The 22,493-nt window shown below is 69.0% G+C and carries 22 protein-coding genes; 6 read left to right on the top strand and 16 right to left on the bottom strand.

The features are described 5' to 3' along the window. Window positions 1-58: 58 nt before the first annotated feature. Window positions 59-268 carry a biotin/lipoyl-binding carrier protein gene (locus ACXJJ3_RS31685; RefSeq protein WP_458165521.1) on the bottom strand — a complete coding sequence of 70 codons (210 nt, stop codon included), beginning with the start codon at window positions 266-268 and terminating at the stop codon, window positions 59-61. A 121-nt stretch (window positions 269-389) separates the two neighbouring features. Then, window positions 390-3,152, bottom strand: coding sequence for a sugar-binding protein (locus ACXJJ3_RS31680; RefSeq protein ID WP_458165520.1), 2,763 nt, complete (start codon window positions 3,150-3,152; stop codon window positions 390-392). 115 nt (window positions 3,153-3,267) lie between these two features. Between ACXJJ3_RS31680 and ACXJJ3_RS31675 the strand changes: the two genes are divergently transcribed. Further along, a complete protein-coding gene (locus ACXJJ3_RS31675; protein ID WP_458165519.1) occupies window positions 3,268-4,266 on the top strand; it encodes a LacI family DNA-binding transcriptional regulator in 999 nt (332 codons plus the stop codon). Here ACXJJ3_RS31675 and ACXJJ3_RS31670 read toward each other — a convergent pair. The 5 genes from ACXJJ3_RS31670 to ACXJJ3_RS31650 all read right to left on the bottom strand — a co-directional run bounded on the left by ACXJJ3_RS31670 (window position 4,239) and on the right by ACXJJ3_RS31650 (window position 8,869). Further along, a complete protein-coding gene (locus ACXJJ3_RS31670; protein ID WP_458165518.1) occupies window positions 4,239-5,102 on the bottom strand; it encodes an NAD-dependent epimerase/dehydratase family protein in 864 nt (287 codons plus the stop codon). The genes ACXJJ3_RS31675 and ACXJJ3_RS31670 overlap by 28 nt on opposite strands. After that, on the bottom strand, window positions 5,099-5,983 hold the full coding sequence (locus tag ACXJJ3_RS31665) for a carbohydrate ABC transporter permease (RefSeq protein WP_458165517.1): 885 nt from the start codon (window positions 5,981-5,983) through the stop codon (window positions 5,099-5,101). The genes ACXJJ3_RS31670 and ACXJJ3_RS31665 overlap by 4 nt, the downstream gene beginning before the upstream one ends. Continuing rightward, complete coding sequence (locus tag ACXJJ3_RS31660) at window positions 5,980-6,822, bottom strand: carbohydrate ABC transporter permease (RefSeq protein WP_458165516.1); 843 nt, start codon at window positions 6,820-6,822, stop codon at window positions 5,980-5,982. The genes ACXJJ3_RS31665 and ACXJJ3_RS31660 overlap by 4 nt, the downstream gene beginning before the upstream one ends. A 34-nt stretch (window positions 6,823-6,856) precedes the next feature. Then, the gene (locus ACXJJ3_RS31655; RefSeq protein ID WP_458165515.1) at window positions 6,857-8,230 is read right to left on the bottom strand and encodes an extracellular solute-binding protein; all 1,374 of its coding nucleotides are present in this window, start codon (window positions 8,228-8,230) and stop codon (window positions 6,857-6,859) included. A 123-nt stretch (window positions 8,231-8,353) separates the two neighbouring features. Next, the gene (locus ACXJJ3_RS31650) at window positions 8,354-8,869 is read right to left on the bottom strand and encodes a CGNR zinc finger domain-containing protein (protein WP_458165514.1); all 516 of its coding nucleotides are present in this window, start codon (window positions 8,867-8,869) and stop codon (window positions 8,354-8,356) included. 70 nt (window positions 8,870-8,939) lie between these two features. Between ACXJJ3_RS31650 and ACXJJ3_RS31645 the strand changes: the two genes are divergently transcribed. After that, the gene (locus ACXJJ3_RS31645) at window positions 8,940-10,151 is read left to right on the top strand and encodes an MFS transporter (protein WP_458165513.1); all 1,212 of its coding nucleotides are present in this window, start codon (window positions 8,940-8,942) and stop codon (window positions 10,149-10,151) included. Beyond that, a complete protein-coding gene (locus ACXJJ3_RS31640) occupies window positions 10,148-11,164 on the top strand; it encodes a serine hydrolase domain-containing protein (protein ID WP_458165512.1) in 1,017 nt (338 codons plus the stop codon). Before ACXJJ3_RS31645 ends, ACXJJ3_RS31640 begins: the two co-directional genes overlap by 4 nt. On the opposite strand, the gene ACXJJ3_RS31635 is transcribed toward ACXJJ3_RS31640, so the two are convergent. Continuing rightward, window positions 11,155-12,027 carry an SIS domain-containing protein gene (locus tag ACXJJ3_RS31635; protein WP_458165511.1) on the bottom strand — a complete coding sequence of 291 codons (873 nt, stop codon included), beginning with the start codon at window positions 12,025-12,027 and terminating at the stop codon, window positions 11,155-11,157. The two genes, ACXJJ3_RS31640 and ACXJJ3_RS31635, sit on opposite strands and share 10 nt — an antisense overlap. A 119-nt stretch (window positions 12,028-12,146) precedes the next feature. On the opposite strand from ACXJJ3_RS31635, the gene ACXJJ3_RS31630 reads away from it, so the two are divergent. After that, entirely contained in the window at window positions 12,147-12,929 is a 783-nt protein-coding gene (locus tag ACXJJ3_RS31630; protein WP_325040459.1) for a DeoR/GlpR family DNA-binding transcription regulator, read from the top strand. 151 nt (window positions 12,930-13,080) lie between these two features. Further along, window positions 13,081-13,770, top strand: coding sequence for an O-methyltransferase (locus tag ACXJJ3_RS31625; protein ID WP_458165510.1), 690 nt, complete (start codon window positions 13,081-13,083; stop codon window positions 13,768-13,770). Between the two features lie 3 nt (window positions 13,771-13,773). Here the strand turns inward: ACXJJ3_RS31625 and ACXJJ3_RS31620 are convergent, their stop codons facing one another. The 8 genes from ACXJJ3_RS31620 to glgC all read right to left on the bottom strand — a co-directional run bounded on the left by ACXJJ3_RS31620 (window position 13,774) and on the right by glgC (window position 21,865). Further along, entirely contained in the window at window positions 13,774-14,496 is a 723-nt protein-coding gene (locus ACXJJ3_RS31620) for an alpha/beta hydrolase family protein (protein ID WP_458165509.1), read from the bottom strand. After that, complete coding sequence (locus ACXJJ3_RS31615; RefSeq protein WP_458165508.1) at window positions 14,489-15,487, bottom strand: amidohydrolase family protein; 999 nt, start codon at window positions 15,485-15,487, stop codon at window positions 14,489-14,491. The genes ACXJJ3_RS31620 and ACXJJ3_RS31615 overlap by 8 nt, the downstream gene beginning before the upstream one ends. Next, on the bottom strand, window positions 15,484-15,999 hold the full coding sequence (locus ACXJJ3_RS31610; RefSeq protein WP_458165507.1) for a 3-hydroxyanthranilate 3,4-dioxygenase: 516 nt from the start codon (window positions 15,997-15,999) through the stop codon (window positions 15,484-15,486). The genes ACXJJ3_RS31615 and ACXJJ3_RS31610 overlap by 4 nt, the downstream gene beginning before the upstream one ends. 3 nt (window positions 16,000-16,002) lie before the next feature. Beyond that, the gene (locus ACXJJ3_RS31605; protein WP_458165506.1) at window positions 16,003-16,437 is read right to left on the bottom strand and encodes a RidA family protein; all 435 of its coding nucleotides are present in this window, start codon (window positions 16,435-16,437) and stop codon (window positions 16,003-16,005) included. After that, the gene (locus ACXJJ3_RS31600) at window positions 16,434-17,936 is read right to left on the bottom strand and encodes a 2-hydroxymuconic semialdehyde dehydrogenase (protein WP_458165505.1); all 1,503 of its coding nucleotides are present in this window, start codon (window positions 17,934-17,936) and stop codon (window positions 16,434-16,436) included. Before ACXJJ3_RS31600 ends, ACXJJ3_RS31605 begins: the two co-directional genes overlap by 4 nt. Window positions 17,937-18,075: 139 nt before the next feature. Beyond that, the gene (locus tag ACXJJ3_RS31595) at window positions 18,076-19,377 is read right to left on the bottom strand and encodes an FAD-dependent oxidoreductase (RefSeq protein WP_458165504.1); all 1,302 of its coding nucleotides are present in this window, start codon (window positions 19,375-19,377) and stop codon (window positions 18,076-18,078) included. Continuing rightward, window positions 19,374-20,609 (bottom strand): kynureninase, encoded by a 1,236-nt coding sequence (gene kynU / locus ACXJJ3_RS31590; protein WP_458165503.1) that lies wholly within the window; start codon window positions 20,607-20,609, stop codon window positions 19,374-19,376. The genes ACXJJ3_RS31595 and kynU overlap by 4 nt, the downstream gene beginning before the upstream one ends. Then, entirely contained in the window at window positions 20,606-21,865 is a 1,260-nt protein-coding gene (glgC, locus tag ACXJJ3_RS31585) for a glucose-1-phosphate adenylyltransferase (RefSeq protein ID WP_458165502.1), read from the bottom strand. The genes kynU and glgC overlap by 4 nt, the downstream gene beginning before the upstream one ends. Window positions 21,866-21,929: 64 nt before the next feature. Here glgC and ACXJJ3_RS31580 point away from each other — a divergent pair, with 64 nt between their 5' ends. Next, window positions 21,930-22,478, top strand: a complete 549-nt coding sequence (locus ACXJJ3_RS31580) for a GNAT family N-acetyltransferase (protein WP_458165501.1) — start codon at window positions 21,930-21,932, stop codon at window positions 22,476-22,478. Window positions 22,479-22,493: the final 15 nt, after the last annotated feature.

Here is a 22,493-nt window from a genome sequence, read left to right as displayed (position 1 = left end):
GAAGTTCCCGGCCGTCAGCTTCACCTGTAGAGACGCATTGGAGGGCATTTCGGTTGAATCACTTCTCGTCGATCACGGCTATCGGATCGCCGTCGCGGACCACTTCGCCCTCGGCGACCTTCAGTTCGGTGACGGTGCCGGCCACCTCGGCCAGCACCGGGATCTCCATCTTCATGGACTCCAGGATGACCAGGGTGTCATCGGGTCGCACCGAATCACCAGCCTTCACGGTGACCTTCAGCACGTTGGCCACCAGCTCGGCCAGCACGGTGTGACTCAACTCGCACTCCTCCCGTCTCCCAGGTCCGATCCTAGGCGCGCGGGCAGAGCTCGGCGCAGGTGCCCCTCGGGCAGCGGTTCCAGGGCACCTACGCCGAGTCAGTGGGCGGCTACCGGACGGCGGCCGGGTCGAGCCGGATGGCGTTGAACAGGGCCGGGTTCTTGGTCTCGGCGACCCCCTTGCCCCAGCTCATCCAGCCACGGCGGCCGGTGCCGTCGTTCTCGTTGACGACGACCGTCGCCGACAGCAGCCGGTCCTTGGCCGCAAACCCGAGCGTGCTCCACGGCACCGCGATCTCGTACGTCGTCGTGTGCGCGGCCTCGTCCCGTACGACCTTGGCCTGGACGCCCGCGGGCACACCGGTCTGGCTGGTCGGTGTCCAGCGCCAGGTGTCCACCGGGCCGGCGTCGGTCAACGCGACACCGATCTCCTGCGCCGCGGTGGCCTCACCGGGCGCACCGGCCGTCATCCCGAGCTGGATCCCGTCGCCGCCCCAGATGTTGCCGCCACGGTTCGGCTGCGAGAACACGTCGTCGGTGATCTTGGCCGACAGGTACAGGTTCTTGTCGTCGTGCGTGAGCCAGAGCTTCCCGGACAGGTCGCTAGGACCGGCCCAGCCGGTCACGGGCGGCGTACCGGTTCCTTCCAGCGCGATAGCCGACTGTGCAGCCACTGCGGGGTCGATCACCCCGTCGAGCTTCACGGTGTACCGGTTGGCGACGGTAGGCGAGGTAACAGCCGCAAGCGTCCCCGAAGCCGCGATGGACTCCTCCCCCGCACGCCGCAGCGTCGCGGACCAACTGGAAGCGGCTGCCGGGTTGATCGCCACGTCGACCTCCTGCGTGGCATTCGGAGCGATGGTGCAGCCGGCCAGCAACGTCCCGGACGCCGTACCGGACTTCCAGTCCAGCCCCGCGACCGGAATCGCATGCGAAGAGGCATTAGTCACGCGGAACCGCAGCAGGTCCTTCCCACTGCCGTTCACCACATGGGAGCCAGTCACAGACAACGGAGGCGTAGCTACACCAGTCGTAGACACCAGCCCAACAGCCTGCCCGTCAACGCTGACCGTTGCGCGGTAAACGCGAGCACCTGTCGAGTCCTGCCCCGGGTAGGACACCGCTGCAGTAGCAGTAGCCCCAGCAGCCGCCGAGCCACTCGTCTCAGCACCACCAGCGGCAACGGTGAACGAGTGCGCAGCAGCATCCGGGTTGCTGAACGTCAGCGTGCCCGTCGCCGCGTCACCGGCGATCTCCGGCCCCACCGACAACGCGAACCGGTTGGACGGCGCCACGCCAGTGATCGCACCCCGTGCATAGAACGGGTCGGGCCCGGCGCTCACCCAGACGTGTCCGCCGGCGTCGGCCGTCAACGTGCTCGTTTCGCCGTACAGGCTGGTGATCTGTACGTGTGAGCCGGCCGGCGCCGCCAGGTTCACCAGCCCAGGCGTCGTCGACCACACGGCGTGCACGCTCTGCCCACCACCGGCGTTGAACGCCACGTCGTACCCGTTGGTGCCGAACCGGGTCTGTCCGGTCAGCGGCAGCTCGTCGATCTGGCGTGCGAGGACGGCGGTCGCGACGTACGACGGCTTCGGTACCAATGCACCGCGGGCGTCGAGCCGGTTGCGCACCATGCCGAACCGGTGCTCGACGTTGGCCGGGTCGTTGCCCGTGTCCATGAAGTTGTACGAGCTGTACCGCGCTACACCGTTGCCGTAGGACAGCAGCTGACCCCGGATCAGGTCACGCGCCTGGGCCGGCTCCGACACCGCGCTGGGGTTCGTACCGGTCGCCCAGCCCTGTTCGGTGATGTAGATCGGCTTGCTGGAGCCGTGCGCCGCCATGATGCTGCGGATGGTGTTCACGTACGCCACCGACGCCTCAGGGTCCAACGGCTGCACATACGGGTGGATCGTCACCGCATCCACGTAGTCCAGCCCGCCGAGGTCCGCGAACTTGGTGAACCAGCCCTGCCAGTCGTTGATGACCGCCAGCGACGGGCCTGTCAGCTTCACGTCCGGGTGTTTCGCCCGGACGGCGGCGCTCACGGTCTTCAGCAGCGCGACGTAGTTCTCCGGGCTGGCCTTCGCGGCACCATTGGGGTCGCGCAGGTTCCACTCGTTCCACAGCTCGTACGTCGTGTGCTCGGTCCCGAACTCGTCGACGGCCGCGACGGCGTACCGCGCGAACGCGTCCCGCTGCTCGTCGGTCGACGGCGCCTCGTCCGGGTAGTACAGCGAGTTGCCGTAGTCCAGGATGTTCAGGAAGTCGACGTGGTTCGCGTCCAGCGCGGCCTTGTAGTTCTTGACGCTCTGCGGGAACTGGATGACGCCCTTGGTGGTCTCCGCGGCCGACCAGAACGCCTCGTCGCGCGCGGTCGAGATCCCGCCGTTCGCCAGCAGCGGTACGGAGTCCAGGCCCGGGTTGGCGATGCCCCCGAAGCCCAACGCGGTCGCCGTACCGATCCGGGTGTCCGTGGACGTGGAGAAGTCATGCGGCGTCAGTACGGCGAAGTCCGTGCCGCCCAACGTCGTCGTACCGTCCGCGGCGACTGCCCTGAGGTCGGTCTGGTACCAACCGGGCGTACTGATCGACAGGGGTAGCTGGCCGTTCAGCGTCGAGGCCGCGGCGGAGCCCTTGGCGACCTCGGTGCCGTCGGCGTCCCGCACCGTCCAGTTGACGGTAGCCGCGTCGGTGCTGAAGCCCAGCTTCACCTGCTGACCGACGGTGAAGGTGTTGCCGACCGTGGTCGGCGTGATGGTGAGTGCCGGCGCAGCGTTGGTCGCGGCGCGGGCGGGTGACTGAAGTACGGCGGCCAGCAAGAGGCCGGCCGTGAGAAGACTGACTGCGCCGTGCCGGCGTCGGGTCATGGAATTCTCCGTAACGTTCAAAGGGACCAGGGGATGCGAAAGCGCTTTCGCCAAATCACACCTTGATACCCGGCGCGCCCCGTGTCAACGGCTCGTTGCTGACTACGATGGGCAGATGGCCGACCAGGTGATCACGCTGTCCGATGTGGCCGCCGCGGCCGGAGTCTCGCTGTCCACGGCGTCCAAGGCGCTGAACGGCACCGACCGGATCTCCGACGCCACCCGGGAGCACGTCCGGGTGACCGCGGACCGGCTCGGCTTCCGGCACAACGCGCTGGCCCGCTCGTTCGCCCGCGGCCGCAGCCAGACCATCGGCGTGCTCACGCACCGCGCGTCGAACCCGTTCACCCGCGTGGTGCTGGCGACCGTCGCGACCGAGCTCGGCGCCAAGGAGCAGGCCATCCTGCTGTACGACGCGCGCATGGAGGAGCAGCACGACGTCACCGAGAGCATCCTGCAGCTGCGGGCCCGCCGGATCGACGGCGTGATCGTGATCGGCACCAGTACGTCGTTCCGTACGCCGTCGTTCACGCGCCGCTTCGACGTGCCGGTGATCAACGCGTTCACGCTCCCCGAGGATCCCGAGGACACCACGATCACCGCCGACGACTTCGCCATCGGGCGGCTCGCGGTCAGCCATCTGCTGGCCAATGGCCGGCGCCGGATCGCGCACCTCACCGCCGAGCCGCACGACATGGCCGCGCGCCGCCGGGCCGAAGGCGCCGAGCAGGTGCTCGCCGACGCCGGGCTGGAGTGGGCGGCGCCGGTCCGGTTCGGGCGCTGGCGGGAGGAGTGGGGCGAGCAGGCCGCGACCGAACTGCTGTCCGACGTGCCCGACCTGGACGCGATCTTCTGCGGCAGCGACGCGATCGGCCGTGGTGTCGAGCGGGCCGTCCGGGCCACCGGCCGGCAGGTGCCCGACGACCTCGCGCTGATCGGCGTGGACAACTGGGAGAGCCTGATGCACGACCAGCGCGGCACCCGGCACCTGACCACGATCGACGTCGGCCTGGAGGAGATCGGCCGCCGGGTGGCGAACCGGCTCCTCGAGGGCGACCTCGAGCCCGGCGTCGAGTATGTCGAGCCTCACGTGGTCGTCGCGGACACCGCCTGATCGTGGATCGAGTGCTGCGGGGCGAATCCCAGCAGCTCCCGCGCCCGGCTGGTGTCGACGAGCGAGTCACGCCCCTGGACAGGCCTGCGCAACGGCACGCTCGGCGCGTACTCGCGCAGCAACTCGTCCGTCGGCCTGTCGATCAGGATGTCGTCAGCCGCGAGCCCTACGACGTGTGCGCCGCCTACAGGTGACTCCAGCGCGGCGATGATCGCCTGTACGCCGTCCCGCAGGTCCAGGTACGCCCAGCCCTCCCGCGCCATGATGGACGGGTCCCGCTCGGCCAGGGCCGCGAACTTGAGCAGCTCCTCGTGGGTCTTGACCAACGGGAACCGCAAGGCGATCACGTCGGTACCCCAACGCCGCCAGGCCATCCGGGCACTCTGCTCGTCGACGCTTTTGGACAACGAGTACGCATCGGCGATGTCAGCCTCCACGTCCTCGTCCAGCGGGTAGTACGCCGGCGTCACGTCGTTCACGTTCATCGGTACGCCGAACGCGTTGATGCTGCTCGCGATCACGGCCCGGCGTACCTGCAGCTGCCCTGCCTGCGCGAGCACGTTGAACGTCGCGGCCACGTTGTTCTCGAACACCTCCTCCGGCGTACCGAGGCTGGGGTGCGGAATGGCGGCCAGGTGCAGTACTGCGTCGGCACCGTCGAGTGCAGCCGCCACGTCCGTCGCCGAGCGGGCATCGCCGACCAGCCGGCGGTCCGCCGTACTCGTGTGGTCGTAGCGCAGCGACAGGCCGGTGACGTCGTACCCGGCCGCTTGCAGGCCGATGACGGCGGCGCGGCCGATCGAGCCGTCCGCGCCGGTGACCAGGACTCGTTTCACGCCTTGATTCCGCCCGACAGACCGACTCCGCGCAGGAACGCCCGCTGGAAGACCAGGAACAGCAGCACCGGGATCAGCAGCGCCAGGAACAGCCCCGCCAACTGGATGTTGAGCTCCGTCACCTTGGCGATCTTGGGCAACGCCACCGAGACCGGCTGCAGATCCGGATTCGTCAGCACCAGCAGGGGCCACAGGTAGTCCTTCCACGAGGAGATGATGCTGAGCAGCACGACCACACCGAGGATCGGCCGCGACAGCGGGAGCACGATCGACGTGAACACCCGGAGCGGACCGGCACCGTCGATCCGGGCCGCTTCGAAGTACTCCCGGGGGATGCCGTCGAAGAACCGCTTCACGATCAGTACGTTGAACGCGCTGGCCGCGGGTGGCAGCCAGACGGCCCAGAACGTGTTGGTGAGGTTGGTGTGCACCAAAGGAAGCTTCAGCACGGTCAGGTACAGCGGGACAAGCGAAACGATGTGCGGGACGAACAGCGTTGCCAGGATCGCCGCGGACAACAGGAAGCCCCAACGCGGTCGTAGCACGCTCAGCACGTAGCCGGCCGTCGTACAGACGATCAGCGACACAACCGCCGTACCTGCTGCGATGTAGGCGGTGTTGGTGAGGTAGTAGCCGATGTGGCCCTGTTGCCACGCGGTAGCGAGGTTCTGCCACTCCACGCGACCGGACGGGAACCAGCCGAGCGGTGAGCGGATGCTGTCCTGCGTCGGCGAGACAGCTGCCTTGAGCAACCACAGCATCGGCCCAAGCCCGGCAACGAGCAGCCCGAGCAGCACGACGACCTGTCCGATGACGAACGGCACCCGGATGTGCGAGAGCTTCCGGTCCGTGTCCGACAGCGCGCCGCGCTCCCCGCTCACTCGGTACTCCAGCCGCGGGTCGCCAACTGGAAGACAGCCGACAGTACGGCGAGTGCCAGCGCCAGCAGGACGCTCAACGCAGTGGCTGCGCCGTAGTCCCCGTTGACGAAGGCGTAGTTGTAGATGAGCAACAGAATCGTCATCGTCGACCCCTGTGGTCCGCCACCCGTGAACAGCAGTGGCTCGGTGAACAGCTGCATCGTCCCGATCACCTGGAGCAGAAGCATCAACAGCAGCACGCCGCGCAGATGCGGCAGCATGACGTGCCACACGCGTCGTACGACTCCGGCACCGTCCAGCTCGGCCGCCTCGTACAGGTCAGCGCGTACGGACGTCAGTGCGGCCAGGTAGATGATCACGGCGTTGCCCGCACCGGCCCAGGTCGCTTCCAGCACGATCGACGGCATTGCCGACGACGGGCTGTCCAGCCACGGGTACGGCCCGAGCCCGAAGAAGCCCAGGATGCTGTTGAACATGCCAGTGGGCGACGGGTCGTAGAAGAACCGCCAGAGCAGGATTGCGACCACAGGCGGCGTGATGACCGGCAGATAGGCCAGCGTGGTGTAAAGCCACGACTTGCCGCGCAGCTCGGACAGGAACATCGCCAGCAGCACCGGCACCGGGAAGCCGAACAGCAAGGCCAGCAAGGTGAACCAGAGCGTGTTCAAGGAGGCCTGACCGACACCAGGGTCGGTCAGCACGTACTTGAAGTTCTCCAGCCCGACCCACTTCACCGGATCGACCAGGTTGGTCTGCTGCAGGCTCATCACGAGGCCCTTGAGGATCGGGCCCCACGAGAACACCAGGAAGACCAGGAGCACCGGCAGTGCGAACAGCACTGCCGGCACTCCGTTGCGCAGTCGGCGGAGCAACTCAGCGCCCGAGCTTCGCGTCCACGGTGGCCGCGGCCTTGGCGAGCAGCCCGGCGATGTCCGCCTTCTCGTTGCCCAGTACGGTCTGCACGACCGGGTCGAGCGCGGCGTAGACCTCCTGAGCCTTCACCGGCGGCTCAGGGATGATCTTCTGGTCGGCCGCCACCTTCGTGTACGGCGCGAAGTTGCCCAGCGGGACGTTGACGTACGGCTTGATCCAGGACTGGTACTTCGCGTACTGGTCGGCCGCCACCACCGGCAGCCCCGGTACGCCGACCGGGAGCTTGGCCGCCACGCCGTTCTTGGCGTTGGTGACCGCGGCGGTCTCGTCGACGTACTTGTTCAGGTAGCTGAACCGGATCCACTTGATCGCGGCCGCCTTCTCGGCGTCGGTCGCGCTCGGGCTGACAATCTGCACGCTGCCGCCGGACAGGGTGCCGTGATCGCCGTCCTGCTGCGGCATCGGGCCGACGCCGAGCGACGACGCCTTCAGGCCGTTGATGTCGACCAGCGTGTGGTACGCGTCCGGCGCCGACATGTACATCCCGATCTTGCCGGCCGCGAACGCCTTGGAGATGCCGTCGATGTCGTACAGGACCGCCTGGCCCATCGACTTGTCCACCCACTTCATGTCGTGCAGTGCCTGCAGCGCGGCCTTCGACGGAGCGTCGGCGAACGTCGCCTTGCTGCCGTCCTCGTTCTCGATCGACCCGCCGAACGCGTAGGTCTGGGTGGTGAACATCCAGCCGCCGGTGTTCTTCGTGGTCATCTGCGCGTAGCCGGCCTGGCCGGTCTTCTGCGCGATCTGCTTGGCGTCCGCGCGGACCTCGTCCCAGGTGGCCGGCGGCTTGTTCGGGTCCAGCCCGGCCTTCGTGAACAGGTCCCGGTTGTAGACCAGGCCGACCGAGTAGGCCGCGGTCGGCACCGCGAACACGTTGCCGGACTGGTCCTGGGCGATCTTCAGCACGTTCGGGTTCAGCTGGTCCAGCAGGCCGTCGTCCTTGAGCACCTTGGTCAGGTCGGCGACCTGCTTGCGGGCGATCATGCCCTGCGGCTCGGTGAACGGCACGTTCAGGACGTCGGGGAGCTGCCCGCCGGCCGCCTGCGCCTGGAACGTGGTCGCGTCCCAGATGGTCTCCACCGGCTTCAACTTGATGTCCGGGTTGGCCTTCTCGAAGTCGGCCACCTTCTGGTCGAACTGCTTGCGGTTCTCCGGATCGGAACTCGGCGGCCGGTCACCGACCGTGATCGTGACCTGTCCACCAGGGCTTGAACCGGTACCGGAATCACCGCCTGAGGACGGCGCACTCGAGCAGGCCACGAGCAGGAACGGCACGGAAAGCCCTGCAGCACAACGGATTGCAAACCTGTTCATCAGAACTCCTCTGCGGGGATGTCGGTCGACAGGTCGACCGTTCCGCACGGTAGCGCAAGCGCTTTCGCAAATACCAGACCTCAGGCGAAACTGGTTTCGCAACGATTTGGGCTCGACGCCGATTCAGGCGTGGCGAGCGCGGTGCGTAGCGACTCGGGTACGCGTCGCACACCGCGGCGAACAGAACCGCCGGGGCCGATTGAGGGCCGTGTTCGCGAAGACGCGGGCGCACCCGGCCGCCGAGCAGACCCCCAGCGCCTCAAAGCCGTGGCCAGCCGCGAACGTCGCCAGCCCGAGCGCGGTGGTCGCCGCCAGCCAGTCCGCCCAGGACGCCTCCGGCTTCGCCACGTGCACGTGCCACGGCGTCCCGTCGTGATCCGAGAGGTACGGGCGTACGGCGTACCGCTCGAGCAACTCGTTCAGCACCCGCGCGCCCTGTGCCGGGTCGCCCTCGAACACTGGCCGTAACGCCTCACGGACCGTGAGGACGCCGGCGACATCGGCCGCGTCGACCGCGACCGGCTCGGGCTCACCGTGGGCGAGCAGGAACGCGTGCAGCTCGGCCGGACCTGGCAACTCCCGCAGGTTGACCAGGTCGACGGCCAGCCGGATCAGCCGGTCCGGGGACTGAATTTCCACTGGACTCCTCCCGTAACGCCTTTGTTAGCGTAACGCGTAACAGCACTTATTGCGTTACTTGGAGGCCGGCGTGCCCAGCTACTACCTCGCGGCGACGCTGGCCCGGTTCGCCGACGAAATGGTCGCGTTCACGCTCGTCCTGCTGGTCCTGGACCGTACCGACAGCCCGGCGCTCGCCGGCCTCACCGGCGCCGCGTACGCGCTCCCCGCGATCGTCACCGGTCCCCTGCTCGGTGCCTGGCTGGACCGTACGTCGCACCGCCGCAGCGCGCTGGCGGTCAACCAGGCGACGCTCGCGGTCGTCATGCTCGTCCTGCTGCTGGTCGTCGGACAGCAGGCCAACTGGATGGCGCCCGCACTCGCCGCGGTCGGCGGCGCGACGCTGCCGATGGTCAGCGGCGGCTTCACCAGCATGCTGCCGAGCCTGTTCCGCCCGCAGCGCCTGGCCCGGGCGAACGCCTTCGAGTCGGTCAGCTTCAGTACCGCCGCGATCGCCGGCCCGGCCACCGCGGCCACGCTCGCCGCCGCCGTCTCGGTCGACGCGGCCGTCGTGGTGATCGTCGGCGCCGCCGTCCTCAGCATCGTCGCGATCACCCGGCTGCCGGCTCTCCCACCGGTCGGCGCCTCCGGCGAACCGTTCCTCGCGTCGGTGGTCGGCGGCCTCCGGCACCTCGTCCGGACGCCGCCGCTGCGCGCCTCGACCGTGACGACCACGCTGCTGATGGGCTGCACCGGCATCCTGCTGATCGCGCTGCCGTTGCACATGCCGTCCCTCGGCCGGCCGCGAGCCGCCGCGGGCTACCTGTGGACGGCCGTCGAGATCGGCAGCGTCACCACGGCCCTGCTGCTCAGCCGCCTGAAACTGCGGCCGGAGTACGTCGTGATGCTCTCGGTCGCGGCGTACGGACTCATCCTCACGACCTGGCCGCTCGCGCACTCGTTCGCACTGCTGGTCGCACTCGCCGTCGTCGCCGGACTCGCCGAAGGTCCGACGCTGCCGGCGATGTTCGCGGCCCGCCAGCAGTACAGCCCGCTGGAGCTCCAGGGCCGGGTGAGCACCACCGCCGCCAGTCTCCGCGTCGGTTCGTCGGCTCTCGGCCAGGCCGCTGCGGGCCTCCTCGTCCCGGTCACAGGAACCCGTTTCGCGCTGGTCATCGTGGGCGTCGGCCTGGTCGTCGCCGCGGGCCTCGGCGGGCTGTCGAGGGTGGGGCCGTCCCCCGGCCGATCCGGCGGAAAGCCCCATACCGGCAAGGGTCAGCGCCGCCCTGGCCTCTCGGCATGAACGCTCTCGCCGCCACTCTCACCACCCTGATGATTGCCTCCGGCCCCAATTTCCCGGCCGCCGAACTCCGCCACCTGGTCACCGACGGGACGGCGTCCGCCGCGCTGCTCGTCGTCGACGGGACCCGCGCCGCAGCCGGCGCCGCCGTACCGTCCGGGTACTTCCGGATCGGCAGCGTCACCAAGACGTTCGTCGCCACCGTCGTACTGCAACTGGTCGACGAGGGCCGTGTCCAGCTCGACAAGCCGATCGACCGCTACCTGCCCGGGCTGGTCCCGGACGGCGGGCGGATCACCGTCCGCCAGTTGCTCAACCACACCAGCGGCATCTACGACTACGCCCACGACGCCGGGTACTCGACGAATCGCCGGCGTGGCGCCGACCGCTTTCGGCACTACGAACCGGAGCAACTCCTCGCCGTCGCCTTCCAGCATCCGCCGTACTTCGCGCCCGGCGCCGGCTGGCATTACTCCAACACCAACTACGTCATCGCCGGCCTGCTGATCGAGAAGCTGACCGGCCACCCGTACGGCGCGGAGATCCGCAGCCGCCTCCTCGAACCGCTGCACCTGACCCGGACGAGCGTCCCCGGCGACCGGCCCGGTCTCCCCCAGCCGCACGCCCAGGGGTACGCCGAGGCCGACGGTCGGCTCGTCGACGCGACGCTGATGAACCCGTCCCTCGACGGCGCCGCCGGCGAGATGATCTCCACGACCTACGACCTGAACAGGTTCTTCGATGCGCTGCTCGGCGGCCGGCTGCTCAGCCCGGCGGCACTCGGCCAGATGCGGGGCTACGTCTCCGCAACCCCGCTCTTCGACTACGGCCTCGGCCTGCAGCGCTTCCACCTGCCGTGCGGTACGGCGGTCGAGGGCCACAGCGGCGAGCTCCTCGGGTACACGACGTACTCGCTGCACGGTACGACGATCCGCACCACGCTGTCGTACAACCCGGTGCCGGGCACCGATCCGGCGACGACGCTGTTCTCGCTGTTCGGGCGGATCTACTGCTGATCGTCGAGGATGACCGAGCGGGAGAGGCTGCGCGGCTGGTCCGGGTTCAGGCCGAGGGCGAGCGACTTCGCGACGGCGACCCGCTGCGCGACGACCAGCGACGCCATCGGGTCCAGGTCGGCGTGCTGGACGATCGTCGCGCCGGTGGCCTTGACGTCGTCGATCAGGCCGGCCGGGGCGTCGCCGAAGATCCAGACGCCACGCCCGGGCTGCGCGATCGCGATCGGGCCGTGCCGGTAGTCCATCGCCGGGTACGCCTCGGTCCACGCCGACGCGGCCTCCCGCTGCTTCAGCGCGGCCTCGTGAGCGAGGCCGACGGTCCAGCGGGTGCCGACGTACGTCACCTGCTCGAGCTTGGCGAGCTCGTCGACGTCGACGGTCAGCGCGGTCTGAGCGTCCGCGGCGGCCTTCGACAGGTCCTCGCCGAGTGACGCGCGGAGCAGCGCCAGCGTCGTGGTCGCGAACCGGGTCTGCACGACGGACTGCTCGTCGGCGAACTCGAGCAGGATCGTCTGGTCGGCCAGGTCGAAGATCGGCGTGCCCGGCGTCGCGGTGATCGCCACCGTCGGCAGGTCGGTGTCGCGGATCAGGTCCAGTACCTCGGTAGTGGTGCCGGAGCGGCTGATCACCACGATCGCGTCGTACGTCCGGTCCGCCGGGAACTCCGAGCCGGCGAAGGCGTCGGTCTCGCCCTGGCCGAGGTCCTCACGGAGCGCGGCGTACGCCATCGCCATGAACCAGGAGGTGCCGCAGCCGACGGCCGCGACCCGCTGGCCGGCCTTCGGAAGTGCACCGCCGTACTGCGCGAAACCCTCCGAGACCTGTCGCCAGAGGTCCGGCTGAGTAGCGATCTCAGTGCTCACAAATGGCTCTTGGGTCATGTCGTCTCCGCACTTGTCATGGTCGAAACTGCTCGAACGTGATCGAATGGTGCCAACCAGCCGCCATCCGGCTGACCGATTGTGTGAAGGAGGAGCCCCGGGTGAAGCGTTATGAACGCCTCAACACCTTGCTCGAGTCGCTCGCCGAGAAGGGCGCCATCGACGTCGACGAGCTCGCCGAGCAGTTGCATGTGTCCGCAGCCACGATCAGGCGTGACCTGGACCATCTCGGCAAGCAGCAGCTCCTCACCCGGACCCGCGGCGGCGCGGTGGCCAACGCGGTGTCGTACGACCTGCCGCTGCGCTACAAGACTGCGCGTTTCGCGTCCGAGAAGCAGCGGATCGCGCAGGCGGCGGCCACGCTGGTCCGCCGCGGCATGGTGATCGGGATGAACGGCGGCACCACGATCTCCGAGGTGGCGCGGACGCTGGCCACCCGGCCGGAGCTGTCCGCGGAGCACGGGGAGCCGGCCTTCACGCTGGTCACCAACGCGCTGAACATCGCCAACGAGCTGATCGTCCGGCCGCACGTGAAGATGGTGCTGACCGGCGGCGTCGCGCGGCCGCAGTCCTACGAGATGATCGGGCCGCTGTCGCACCGGATCCTGTCCGACCTGTCGCTGGACATCGCGTTCATCGGCGTCGACGGGATCGACGAGACCGGCGCGACCGCCCATCACGAGGGCGAGGCGAACATCAACCAGCTGATCGTCAGCCGGGCCGCGAAGGTGGTCGTGGTGGCCGACTCGTCCAAGCTCGGGCAGCGTGCCTTCGCGCGGATCTGCGAGCTGAGCGAGATCGACACCCTGGTCACCGACGCCCAGGCCGACGACAGCCAGCTGGCGGTCTTCAAAGAAGCCGGCATCGACGTCATCCGGGCCTGACCTCAACTCAACACACCTCCCTCACAGGGTGAGCCACGTCTCGATGAGACGATCATATCTGATCATGGCAAGCCCGTTATGAGCAGGACTGCGCAACCTCCGCGCGTGCAGCACGGAAAGCGCACCGCCAACCGCTAGGCTTCGGTTCAGCATGGGTACCGCAGCCGCACATCACGCAGCCGACCACTGGGAGGACGCCATCGCCACCGGCATCGACCCGACGTCCTGGGCTTACGCCGAGGACTACACCGGTGAGGACGAAGTCGTCACCGGTGCGCGGGCGAGCGCCGCGGACAGCGGTGTCGTCCCGATCGGCCCTGGCACGGCCGCCGCGCTGAGCCTGCTGGCCGCCGGCACCGGCGCGAAGGCGGTCGTCGAGATCGGCACCGGCACCGGCGTCTCCGGTCTCGCGCTGCTCCGCGGGATGCGCCGCGACGGCACCCTCACCACCGTCGACATCGACGCCGAGAACCAGCGGCTGGCCCGCAAGACGTTCCTCGACGCGGGCGTCGCGTCGAACCGCTTCCGGCTGATCGCGGGCGCCGGCCTGGACGTCGTCACCCGGCTCACCGACGGCCACTACGACCTGGTCTTCTGCGACGCCGACCGCCGCGAGAACACGGCGTACCTGCACGAAGCCCTCCGGCTGCTCCGCCCCGGCGGCATGGTCGCGTTCGCCGGCATCCTCACCGCCGGCAAACTCGCCGACCCGTCCCGCCGCGACCCCGACACCATGGCCCTCCGCGACCTGATCCGCGCCGTCCGCGACGACGACGATCTGGTCTCCGCCCTCCTCCCCACCTCCGAAGGCCTCCTCACCGCCGCCAAACGCCTGAAGTAAGCCTCAGCTGGTCAGGCGGGTTAGTTCGGTGGTGACTTCGTGCCAGGGGTCGGACTGGGGGTCGATCAGTTCGTAGTGGCCGCAGGCCTCGACTCGGTGGAAGTGAGACGTGGGGTGGGCGCTGTAGTACGACTCGGTGAGGGAGATCGGTACTACGGAGTCGTTGACGCCGTGCAGGAGGGTTACGGGAGCTATCGGTGCGGGCAGGTGCACCGGGTCCAGGTCGTTGCGGACGCCGCCGCCGATGAAGTCCTGGACGGCCCCCTTGTCGAGCTTTTGCTGGTCGGCCATCAGTAGGTCGGCCACGGGGGCCAGGGCGACCACACCGCGCAGGCGGACCGGGTTGAACGTGGCTGCGGCCCACAGGGCCAGTTGGCCGCCGGCGGAGTGGCCCATGAGTACGTACCCCGCCTGGACGTCCACGAGGTCCGGTAGCGCGTCCAGCGCCGTACGGACGTCAGCCGTGGCGGCGTCCGGGTTGCCGGGCTCGCGGCGGTATTCCAGCAGCAGGACGGGCCAGCCGAGGTCGGACAGGGCCGCGCCGAGCGAGCGGGCGTGCACACGGTCGTACTGCGGCCGCCAGAAGCCGCCGTGGATGAACACGACCAGCGGGCGGTAGTCCTTCGCGTGCCAGTAGTCGATCACCTGGTCCGCGTGGTCGCCGTACCGCAACTCCTGGTCGGGCTCGGGCGCCTTGCGCGACAGTACCGACCGGTCCTCACTCATCCGACCTCCCGAGATAGTGCAGGGCGTTGGCCGTCAGCAGCTTGTGCTGCTGTTCCGCGGTCAGGAAGCCGGACTTCCGTACCACCTCCCCGACCGGCCGCTCACCCAGTGGATAGGGATAGTCACTGCCGACCAGCACGCGGTCTTCCCCCAAGGTATCGACAAGTAGCCGCAAAGGCGCTGATTCGAACACCACCGTGTCGACCAGGATCCGGTCCAGGTACGTCGACGGTGGATGCTCTGAGCAACCGCGGACGATGTCGCCGCGCCGGTGCCAGGCGTTGTCCAGCCGGCCGAGCCAGAACGCGAAACTCCCGCCCCCGTGGGCGAAACAGATCCGCAGCGACCGGGGCAGCGCGTCGAATGCCCCGCCGAGGATCATCGCGAGCAGCGACAGATGCGTCTCGGCGGGCATCCCGGTCAGCCAGCGGGCCATCCACCGATCCAGCCGCGGGCCGCCCGGCATGTCCCACGGATGCACGAGCACCGGCGTACCGGTCTCGGCGCAGTGCTTGAGGAAGGCAACGATCCCGGCGTCGTCGAGGTCCTTGTCGCCGACGTGGTTGCCGATCTCGACGCCGACGTGCCCGGCCGCGCGCGCCCGGTCGAGCTCGGCGCACGCCAGGTCCGGGTCCTGCAACGGGACCTGGCAGAACGGTACGAACCTCGGATCGTCCGCCAGCGTCCGCAGCGTCAGGTCGTTGAAGATCTCCGCCAGCTTCACCGCCTGCCGGGCGGGCCGCTCGTAGCCGAAGAACACCGGTGTCGGCGACACCACCTGCAGATCGATGCCGTCGGCATCCATGTCGGTACGCCGGACCGCCGGATCCCAGGCCTGCGGCCCGATCGGCCGGAACTCGGTCTGGCCGACCATGATCATCGCGGCCCGCTCGGAGTCGATCCGCAGCCACGGCCAGCCGTCCCCGCCACAGGCCGCGGCGAGATCCGGCCAGCCGTGCGGGACCAGATGGGTGTGGACGTCGACCGTCATTTACCCGGGTGCACCGTGCCGCAGGCCGGGCAGGTGCGGGCTTCCTCGCTCTCGTAGAACGCCTTGAACACCGGCGGCAGGTCCTCGACGATGTCGTTCACCTGCAGCTCGACCTCGTGCACGATGCCGTTGCAGTTCGCGCAGTACCAGCGGAACTTCTCCAGCGTGCCCTGCTCGCGGACCCGCTCGATCACCAGGCCGATCGAGTCCGCGTCACGCTGCGGCGAGTGCGGCATGCTGCGCGGCAGCATCCACATCTCGCCCTCGTTGATGTCCACCCGGGCCGGCCCGTCGTCGGTCATCACGTCGACGTGCATCGTGCCTTTGATCTGGTAGAAGAACTCCTCGTACGGGTCGACGTGGAAGTCGGTGCGCTGGTTCGGGCCGCCGACGACCATCGTGATGAAGTCGTCCCCCGTCGGAAACATCTGCTTGTTGCCGACCGGCGGCTTCAGCAGGTGCCTGTTGTCCTCGATCCACTGCGGAAAGTTCGTCGACTCCAGGTTCGCCATGACCTATTCCTCCTTCGAAGGCTGCGGACTGTGTCCTTGTGGGACGGCCGCAACCGCTTGGATCTCGATCAGCAGCTGGGGATGCGGCAGCTGATGCACCGCGACCGTGGTCCGCGCGGGCCCGGTCTCGTCGAAGTACTCGCCGTACACCTCGTTGTACCCTCCGAAGTCGTTCATCGACACCAGGTACGTCGTCACGCTGACCAGATCCTCGAGCCCCGCCCCGACCGCGTCGAGGATGTCCCGCAGGTTCTCCAGCACGGCCCGCGTCTGCACCCGGATGTCCAGCGACGCCGTCCCCAACTCGTCCACCGCCGCCCCCGCGATCGAGTTGTCCGGCTGCCGGCTCGACGTCCCCGACACGAACGCGAACCCGCCGCTCACCTTCACGTGCGGGAACCGCCCCCGCGGCACCGCTTTCCCAGGTACGACGGTCATGACAGCTCCACGCAGATATTGGTGATCTCGGTGTAGAAGTCCACCGAATGGCGGCCGCCTTCCCGACCGACGCCGGACACCTTCACGCCGCCGAAGGGGGTGCGGAGGTCGCGGAGGAACCAGGTGTTGACCCAGCAGAGGCCGACGTCCAAGGCGCCGCCGGCACGGTGGGCGCGGCCGACGTCGCGGGTCCAGACGGTGGCGGCGAGGCCGTAGTCGGAGTCGTTGGCGAGGGCGAAGGCTTCGTCTTCGGTGTCGAAGGGGGCGATATGGCCGATCGGGCCGAAGATCTCTTCGCGGTTGGTTCGGGTTGCGGGAGACAGGCCGGTCACCACCGTCGGCTGGATGTAATTGCCGCCGTCGCGGGCATCTCCGAATGTCGGTACGCCGCCACCGGTGAGCACCTCGGCGCCCTCGCGGCGGGCGAGATCGTAGTACGACAGCACCTTGTCGCGGTGTTGTCGCGAGATCAGCGGCATGTTCGTGGTGGCCTCGTCGGCTGGCCAGCCGTAGCTCAGTTCGGCGGCGCGGGCGGCCAGGCGCGACGTGAAGGCGTCGAAGACCGGGCGTTCGACGTACAGGCGTTCGGTGCAGAGGCAGACCTGGCCGCCGTTGGTGAAGACCGAGCGGACGGAGCCTTCGACGGCCGCGTCCAGGTCGGCGTCGGCGAAGATCAGGCCGGCGTTCTTGCCGCCGAGTTCGAAGGAGACGGCCTTGACGCGGTCCGCGGCGACCTTGGCGATCGCGGTACCGGTGGCGGACTCGCCGGTGAAGGTGATCGCGTCGACGCCGGGATGGGCGGTCAGGTACTCGCCCGCCGACGACGGGCCGAAGCCGTGCACGAGGTTGAAGACGCCGTCGGGTACGCCGGCCTCGGCGATCACCTCGGCGAGGACGGTCGCCGACGACGGCGTCTCCTCGGACGGCTTCACGACCACGGTGTTGCCGCAGGCAAGCGCCGGCGCGACCTTCCAGGTGAGCAGCAGCAACGGAAGGTTCCACGGTACGACGATCGCGACGACGCCGACGGGTTTCCGTACGGCGTAGTTGAGCGCCCGCCGCCCGTCCGGGAGAATGGTCGTGTACGACTCGGCCGGCACCGTCGTCGCGAAGTCCGCGAACGCCCGGAAGTTCGCCGCGCCGCGCGGGATGTCCAGCGTCCGCGCCTGCCCGATCGACTTCCCGGTGTCGCCCACCTCCGCCGCCACCAGGTCCTCGAACCGCCGCTCCAACCCGTCCGCGACCCGCCGCAGTACGACGGCCCGCTCCTGCTCGCTCATCCGCCCCCAAGGGCCCCGCAACGCCGCCCGCGCAGCGCCCACCGCCGCGTCCACGGTCTCCTCGTCGGCCTCGCACACCTCGAAGAGCTGCTCCCCCGTCACCGGCGAAACCTTCGCGAACCTCCCCGCGCTCTCCACGAACGCACCGCCCACGAAGTGCCGCAGCACCCCGACAGACGACGGTTGCCCGGTCAACAGCTCATCCGACCACAACGTCACGCCTGCCCACCTCCCCACACCCCACGAGGGGATATCCGCCGGTGTTGTGGCTTCTCCCCTGTTATACGAGGGGAGAACCCACAACACCAAGGGATATCCCCTCGTGGGGGAAGTGGCCGGGCGGGGTGGGGTGGCGGGGTCATCGGGGGCGCTTCCGGCGGGCGAGGGTGAGGAGGGCTGCGGCGACGGTGGCCACCCCGGCGCCGAGGATCTGGTGCTGGCGCCGGACTCGGTACTGGACTTCGGCGTACGGCGTGGTGGTGAAGGAGACCAGCTCGTAGCGGGAGACGTACCTGCCCGGGAAGAGGCGTTCGAGGGTGTGTTCCAGTTGTTTCTGGAGCCGGAAGACCGGGGATGCCACCTTGTCGCGCATCTCGACGAAGTTCGCGAGGGCCATCTCCGCGATCGCCTCGGTGTTTTCCCGGCGGCGCGCCTCGAAGAGCGGCAGCGCGCGGGCCCAGGAGCCGCCGGTGTCGTCCAGGCAGCGGTCCAGCTCGACCACGTCCTCGAACGCGCAGTTCGCGCCCTGGCCGTAGAACGGGACGATCGCGTGCGCCGCGTCGCCGAGCAGCGCCGTCCGGCCGTGCGCCTGCCACGGCAGCGTGTGGACGGTGCCGAGCACGCCGACCGGGTTGTTCAGGTAGTCGTCCACCAGATCAGGGGCCAGCGGCAACAGATCCGGATAGTTCTCCCGGAAGTACGCCGCGATCCCGGACGCCGTGGTCAGCGCGTCGAAGGACCCGGCCGGCCAGAACAGCGTGCAGGTGAACGAACGGTCCGGGTTCGGCAGCGCGATCATCATCGACGTACCGCGCGGCCAGATGTGCAACGCCCCCGGATCCAGCGCGAACTTCCCGTCGACGCTCGGGATCGACAGCTCCTTGTACCCGTAGTCCAGGAACTCGACGTTCTCCGCAACGATGCCCTCGGCAAGCAGTTGCTCCCGTACGGCGGACCCCGCACCATCAGCGCCCAGCACCACATCGGCCGACGCCGACACCTTCCCCGCGGGCGTCGCGAACACCAACTCACCCGCGGCCGAGTCCAACTCGACCAGGCGATGCTCGAACGACACGGTCACACCAGGAGCAGCCGACGCCGCGGACAGCAACGCGTTGTTCAGCGCACCCCGGCTGATCGAGTTGATCGCCCGCTCCCCGGACGCCGAGTACGCCTGGAAGTCCAGCGGGCCGGTCACCGGATGGATCATCCGGCCCTTCATCGGCAGCGCGTCCGCCATCACCTGGTCGACGAGCCCGATCCGCCGCAGCGCGTCCAGCCCGCGTTCGGAGATCGCCAGGTTGATCGACCGCCCGCGCTCGACCTCGGCCACCCGCGGATCCGCGCGCCGTTCGTACAGCGTCACGGACAGCCCGCGCCGCGCCAGGTAGCAGGCCAGCAGGGACCCGGTCAGCCCGGCTCCGACGATCGCGACCTTCATCCGATCACCTCGGTCAACGCGCCGGCGGCCCGCCAGCAGTCGTGGTACGTCGAATACAGCGGCACCGGCGCCAGTCGCAGGACGTCGGGCTCCCGTGCGTCCGCGATCACGCCGTACTCGAACCGTAGCCGCCGCGACAACGCACCGGCACCACCCGGGACCCGCACCGACAACTGCGCGCCCCGCCGCGCCGGATCGCTCGGCGTGATCACCTCGAAGCCGGCGAGCAGCTCCGCCAGGCAGCCGGTCAACCGCACGCTGCGCTCCCGCAGTACGCCGATACCGACCTTGTCGAACAGCTCCAGGGACGTCCGCACCGGGCTCATCGAGAAGATCGGCGGGTTCGACACCTGCCACGCGTCCGCGGTCGCCGGTGGCCGCGACTCGGGTGTCATCTCGAACCGGGTCGCCGCCTCCGTACTCCACCAGCCCTCGAACCGCGGCACGTCCCCGCCGAGATGCCGCTCGTGCACGAACGCTCCGGCCAGCGCGCCCGGCCCGGAGTTCAGATACTTGTACGAGCACCAGGCCGCGAAGTCCACATCCCAGTCGTGCAAGGCCAACGGGACGTTCCCGGCCGCGTGCGCGAGGTCCCACCCGACGACCGCCCCGGCCGCGTGCCCGGCCTTCGTGATCGTGGGGATGTCCATCAACTCGCCGGTCAGGTAGTTCACGCCGCCGAGCAGGACGAGCGCCACGTCGCCGCCGAGCTGCTTGACGACATCCGCCGTACGCAGGCTGTCCTCACCGGGTCGCGGACGCAGCCGGATGACGGCCTCCTCCGGGTCGTACCCGTGGAACCGGACCTGCGAGCGGACCGCGTAACTGTCCGACGGGAACGCCGCGTCCTCGATCACGATCCGGTGCCGCGACCGGGTCGGCCGGTAGAACGACACCATCAGCAGGTGCAGGTTGACGGTCAGCGAGTTCATCACGACGGTCTCGCTCGGCAGCGCACCGACCAGCCGCGCGGCGGGGCCGGTCAGCAGTTCGTGGTACGGCAACCACGGCCGGGCCGCGTCCAGGTGCCCCTCGACGCCGAGCGCGGCCCACGCGTCCAGGTCCTCGAGCAGCTCGGTCCGCACCGCCTTCGGGCGCAGGCCGAGCGAGTTCCCGGCGAAGTACGCGACCTCCGGATAGTCGCCACCCTGCGCCGGCGGTACGTCGAACAGCTCCCGATGCCCCGGGTCGGCCGCATCGAGTTCCCGCGCACCCGCCTCGGAGAGCGTCACGCCTCAGCGACCTCCGCCGCCGGGGCAACGGCCGCTTCGATCACCTGGCCCTTGCCGAGCACCGTGACGCCGCCCTTGGAGACGGTGAACCCGCGCTGCCGGTCGTAGTCCGGGTCGACGCCGATCTCGGTACCGTCCGGGACCACGATGTTCTTGTCCAGGATCACGTTCTTCAGCACGACGTCGCGGCCGATCTTGCAGTTGTCCATGATCACGCAGTTCTGCAGGTCGGCGCCGGCGCTGACGATCACGTTCGACCCGAGCACCGAGTGGTCGACGTGCGCACCGGACACGATCGAGCCCTGGCAGACGATCGACTCGCCGACGGTCGCGTCGTCGGTGAACTTCGCGCCCGGCAGCTGCGGGTGCGAGGTGAAGATCGGCCACTCGTTGTTGTACAGGTTGAACACCGGCTGGATCGACACCAGGTCCATGTGCGCCTCGTGGTACGAGTCCAGCGACCCGACGTCGCGCCAGTACGACCGGTCCCGGTCCAGCGCGCCCGGTACGTCGTTCTCCTGGAAGTCGTACACCCCGGCCTTGCCCTCGGCAACGAGCATCGGGACGATGTCGCCGCCCATGTCGTGCCGCGACGCCGGGTTCGCGGCGTCCTTGCGGAGCGCCTCGACCAGCACGTCGCGGCTGAACACGTAGTTGCCCATCGACGCGAACGTCTCGTCCGGCGAGTCCGGCAGCCCGGGCGGGTCGGCCGGCTTCTCCAGGAACTCCTCGATCAGGTGCCCGTCGGCGGCGGTCCTGATCACGCCGAACTCGGTCGCGTCCACCCGCGGCACCCGGATCCCGGCCACGGTCACGCCGTTCCCGCGCTCGATGTGCGCGGCCACCATCTGGGACGCGTCCATCCGGTACACGTGGTCGGCGCCGAAGACCACGATGTACTCCGGGTCCGCGTCGTTGATCAGGTTCATCGACTGGTAGATCGCGTCCGCGCTGCCCTGGTACCACTGCGGGCCGAGCCGCTGCTGGGCCGGGACGCAGGTCACGTAGTTGCCGAGGAAGGTGGACATCCGCCAGGTCAGCGTCACGTGCCGGTCGAGCGAATGCGACTTGTACTGGGTCAGCACGCAGAGATTTCGATAGCCGGCATTGACCAAATTCGACAGCACGAAGTCGATCAGCCGATAGCTGCCGCCGAACGGCACGGCCGGTTTGGCCCGGTCCGCCGTCAGCGGCATCAGCCGCTTCCCCTCGCCACCGGCCAGCACGATTCCGAGAACTCTGGGCGCCTTTGCCATGTCCGCACCTTAGCTCTCGATCCCCCGGTGCATAAGCGGTTGCGAGTGTCGCGACACTGGGAGGATGCCGATCCTCGTCGTTCCGACCGTTGCCGTTCACCGTTCGTTCCTCGCTGCCTGGGACGAGCTCGGTCCAGAGCAGGAACGGTGGATGGGTGCCCGCGCGCACGCTGCCGGCGCCGAGGAGGACTGGACCCGCGAGCAGGCCGCGGACCCGGCCGAGTTCGCCCGGCTGGTCGCCGGGATCCGGCTCGAGGCGGAGCCGGAGACCGTGCTGCCGCCGGGCATCGTGCACCAGACCGTGCTGTGGTTCGTGGACGGGATCGAGTTCCTCGGCCGGCTCTCGATCCGGCACGAGCTGACGCCGCCGCTGACCGAGGTCGGCGGGCACATCGGGTACTGCGTCCGGCCGTCCGCGCGCCGCCGCGGGTACGCGACCCAGATGCTCGCCCAGTCGCTGCCGATCGCCGGTGCCCTCGGGATCGACTCCGCGCTGGTCACCTGCGACGTGGACAACACCGGGTCGCGCAAGGTCATCGAGGCAGCTGGTGGCGAACTGGAAGACGAACGACACGGAAAGCTGCGCTTCTGGGTGCCGACACACGCCGGTTGATGACTTATCGTCGGG

It is taken from the genome of Kribbella sp. WER1 (assembly GCF_054189145.1).
The sequence above is the reverse complement of the archived record's forward strand: the minus strand, read 5'-3'. Positions and strand labels throughout refer to the sequence as shown.

Coding starts and splice junctions, on each gene's coding strand:
- ACXJJ3_RS31680 (WP_458165520.1), bottom strand. CDS start 3,152: ATGACCCGACGCCGGCACGGCGCAGTCAGTCTTCTCACGGCCGGCCTC.
- ACXJJ3_RS31675 (WP_458165519.1), top strand. CDS start 3,268: ATGGCCGACCAGGTGATCACGCTGTCCGATGTGGCCGCCGCGGCCGGA.
- ACXJJ3_RS31655 (WP_458165515.1), bottom strand. CDS start 8,230: ATGAACAGGTTTGCAATCCGTTGTGCTGCAGGGCTTTCCGTGCCGTTC.
- ACXJJ3_RS31640 (WP_458165512.1), top strand. CDS start 10,148: ATGAACGCTCTCGCCGCCACTCTCACCACCCTGATGATTGCCTCCGGC.
- ACXJJ3_RS31625 (WP_458165510.1), top strand. CDS start 13,081: ATGGGTACCGCAGCCGCACATCACGCAGCCGACCACTGGGAGGACGCC.
- ACXJJ3_RS31620 (WP_458165509.1), bottom strand. CDS start 14,496: ATGAGTGAGGACCGGTCGGTACTGTCGCGCAAGGCGCCCGAGCCCGAC.
- ACXJJ3_RS31615 (WP_458165508.1), bottom strand. CDS start 15,487: ATGACGGTCGACGTCCACACCCATCTGGTCCCGCACGGCTGGCCGGAT.
- ACXJJ3_RS31610 (WP_458165507.1), bottom strand. CDS start 15,999: ATGGCGAACCTGGAGTCGACGAACTTTCCGCAGTGGATCGAGGACAAC.
- ACXJJ3_RS31605 (WP_458165506.1), bottom strand. CDS start 16,437: ATGACCGTCGTACCTGGGAAAGCGGTGCCGCGGGGGCGGTTCCCGCAC.
- ACXJJ3_RS31595 (WP_458165504.1), bottom strand. CDS start 19,377: ATGAAGGTCGCGATCGTCGGAGCCGGGCTGACCGGGTCCCTGCTGGCC.
- glgC (WP_458165502.1), bottom strand. CDS start 21,865: ATGGCAAAGGCGCCCAGAGTTCTCGGAATCGTGCTGGCCGGTGGCGAG.
- ACXJJ3_RS31580 (WP_458165501.1), top strand. CDS start 21,930: ATGCCGATCCTCGTCGTTCCGACCGTTGCCGTTCACCGTTCGTTCCTC.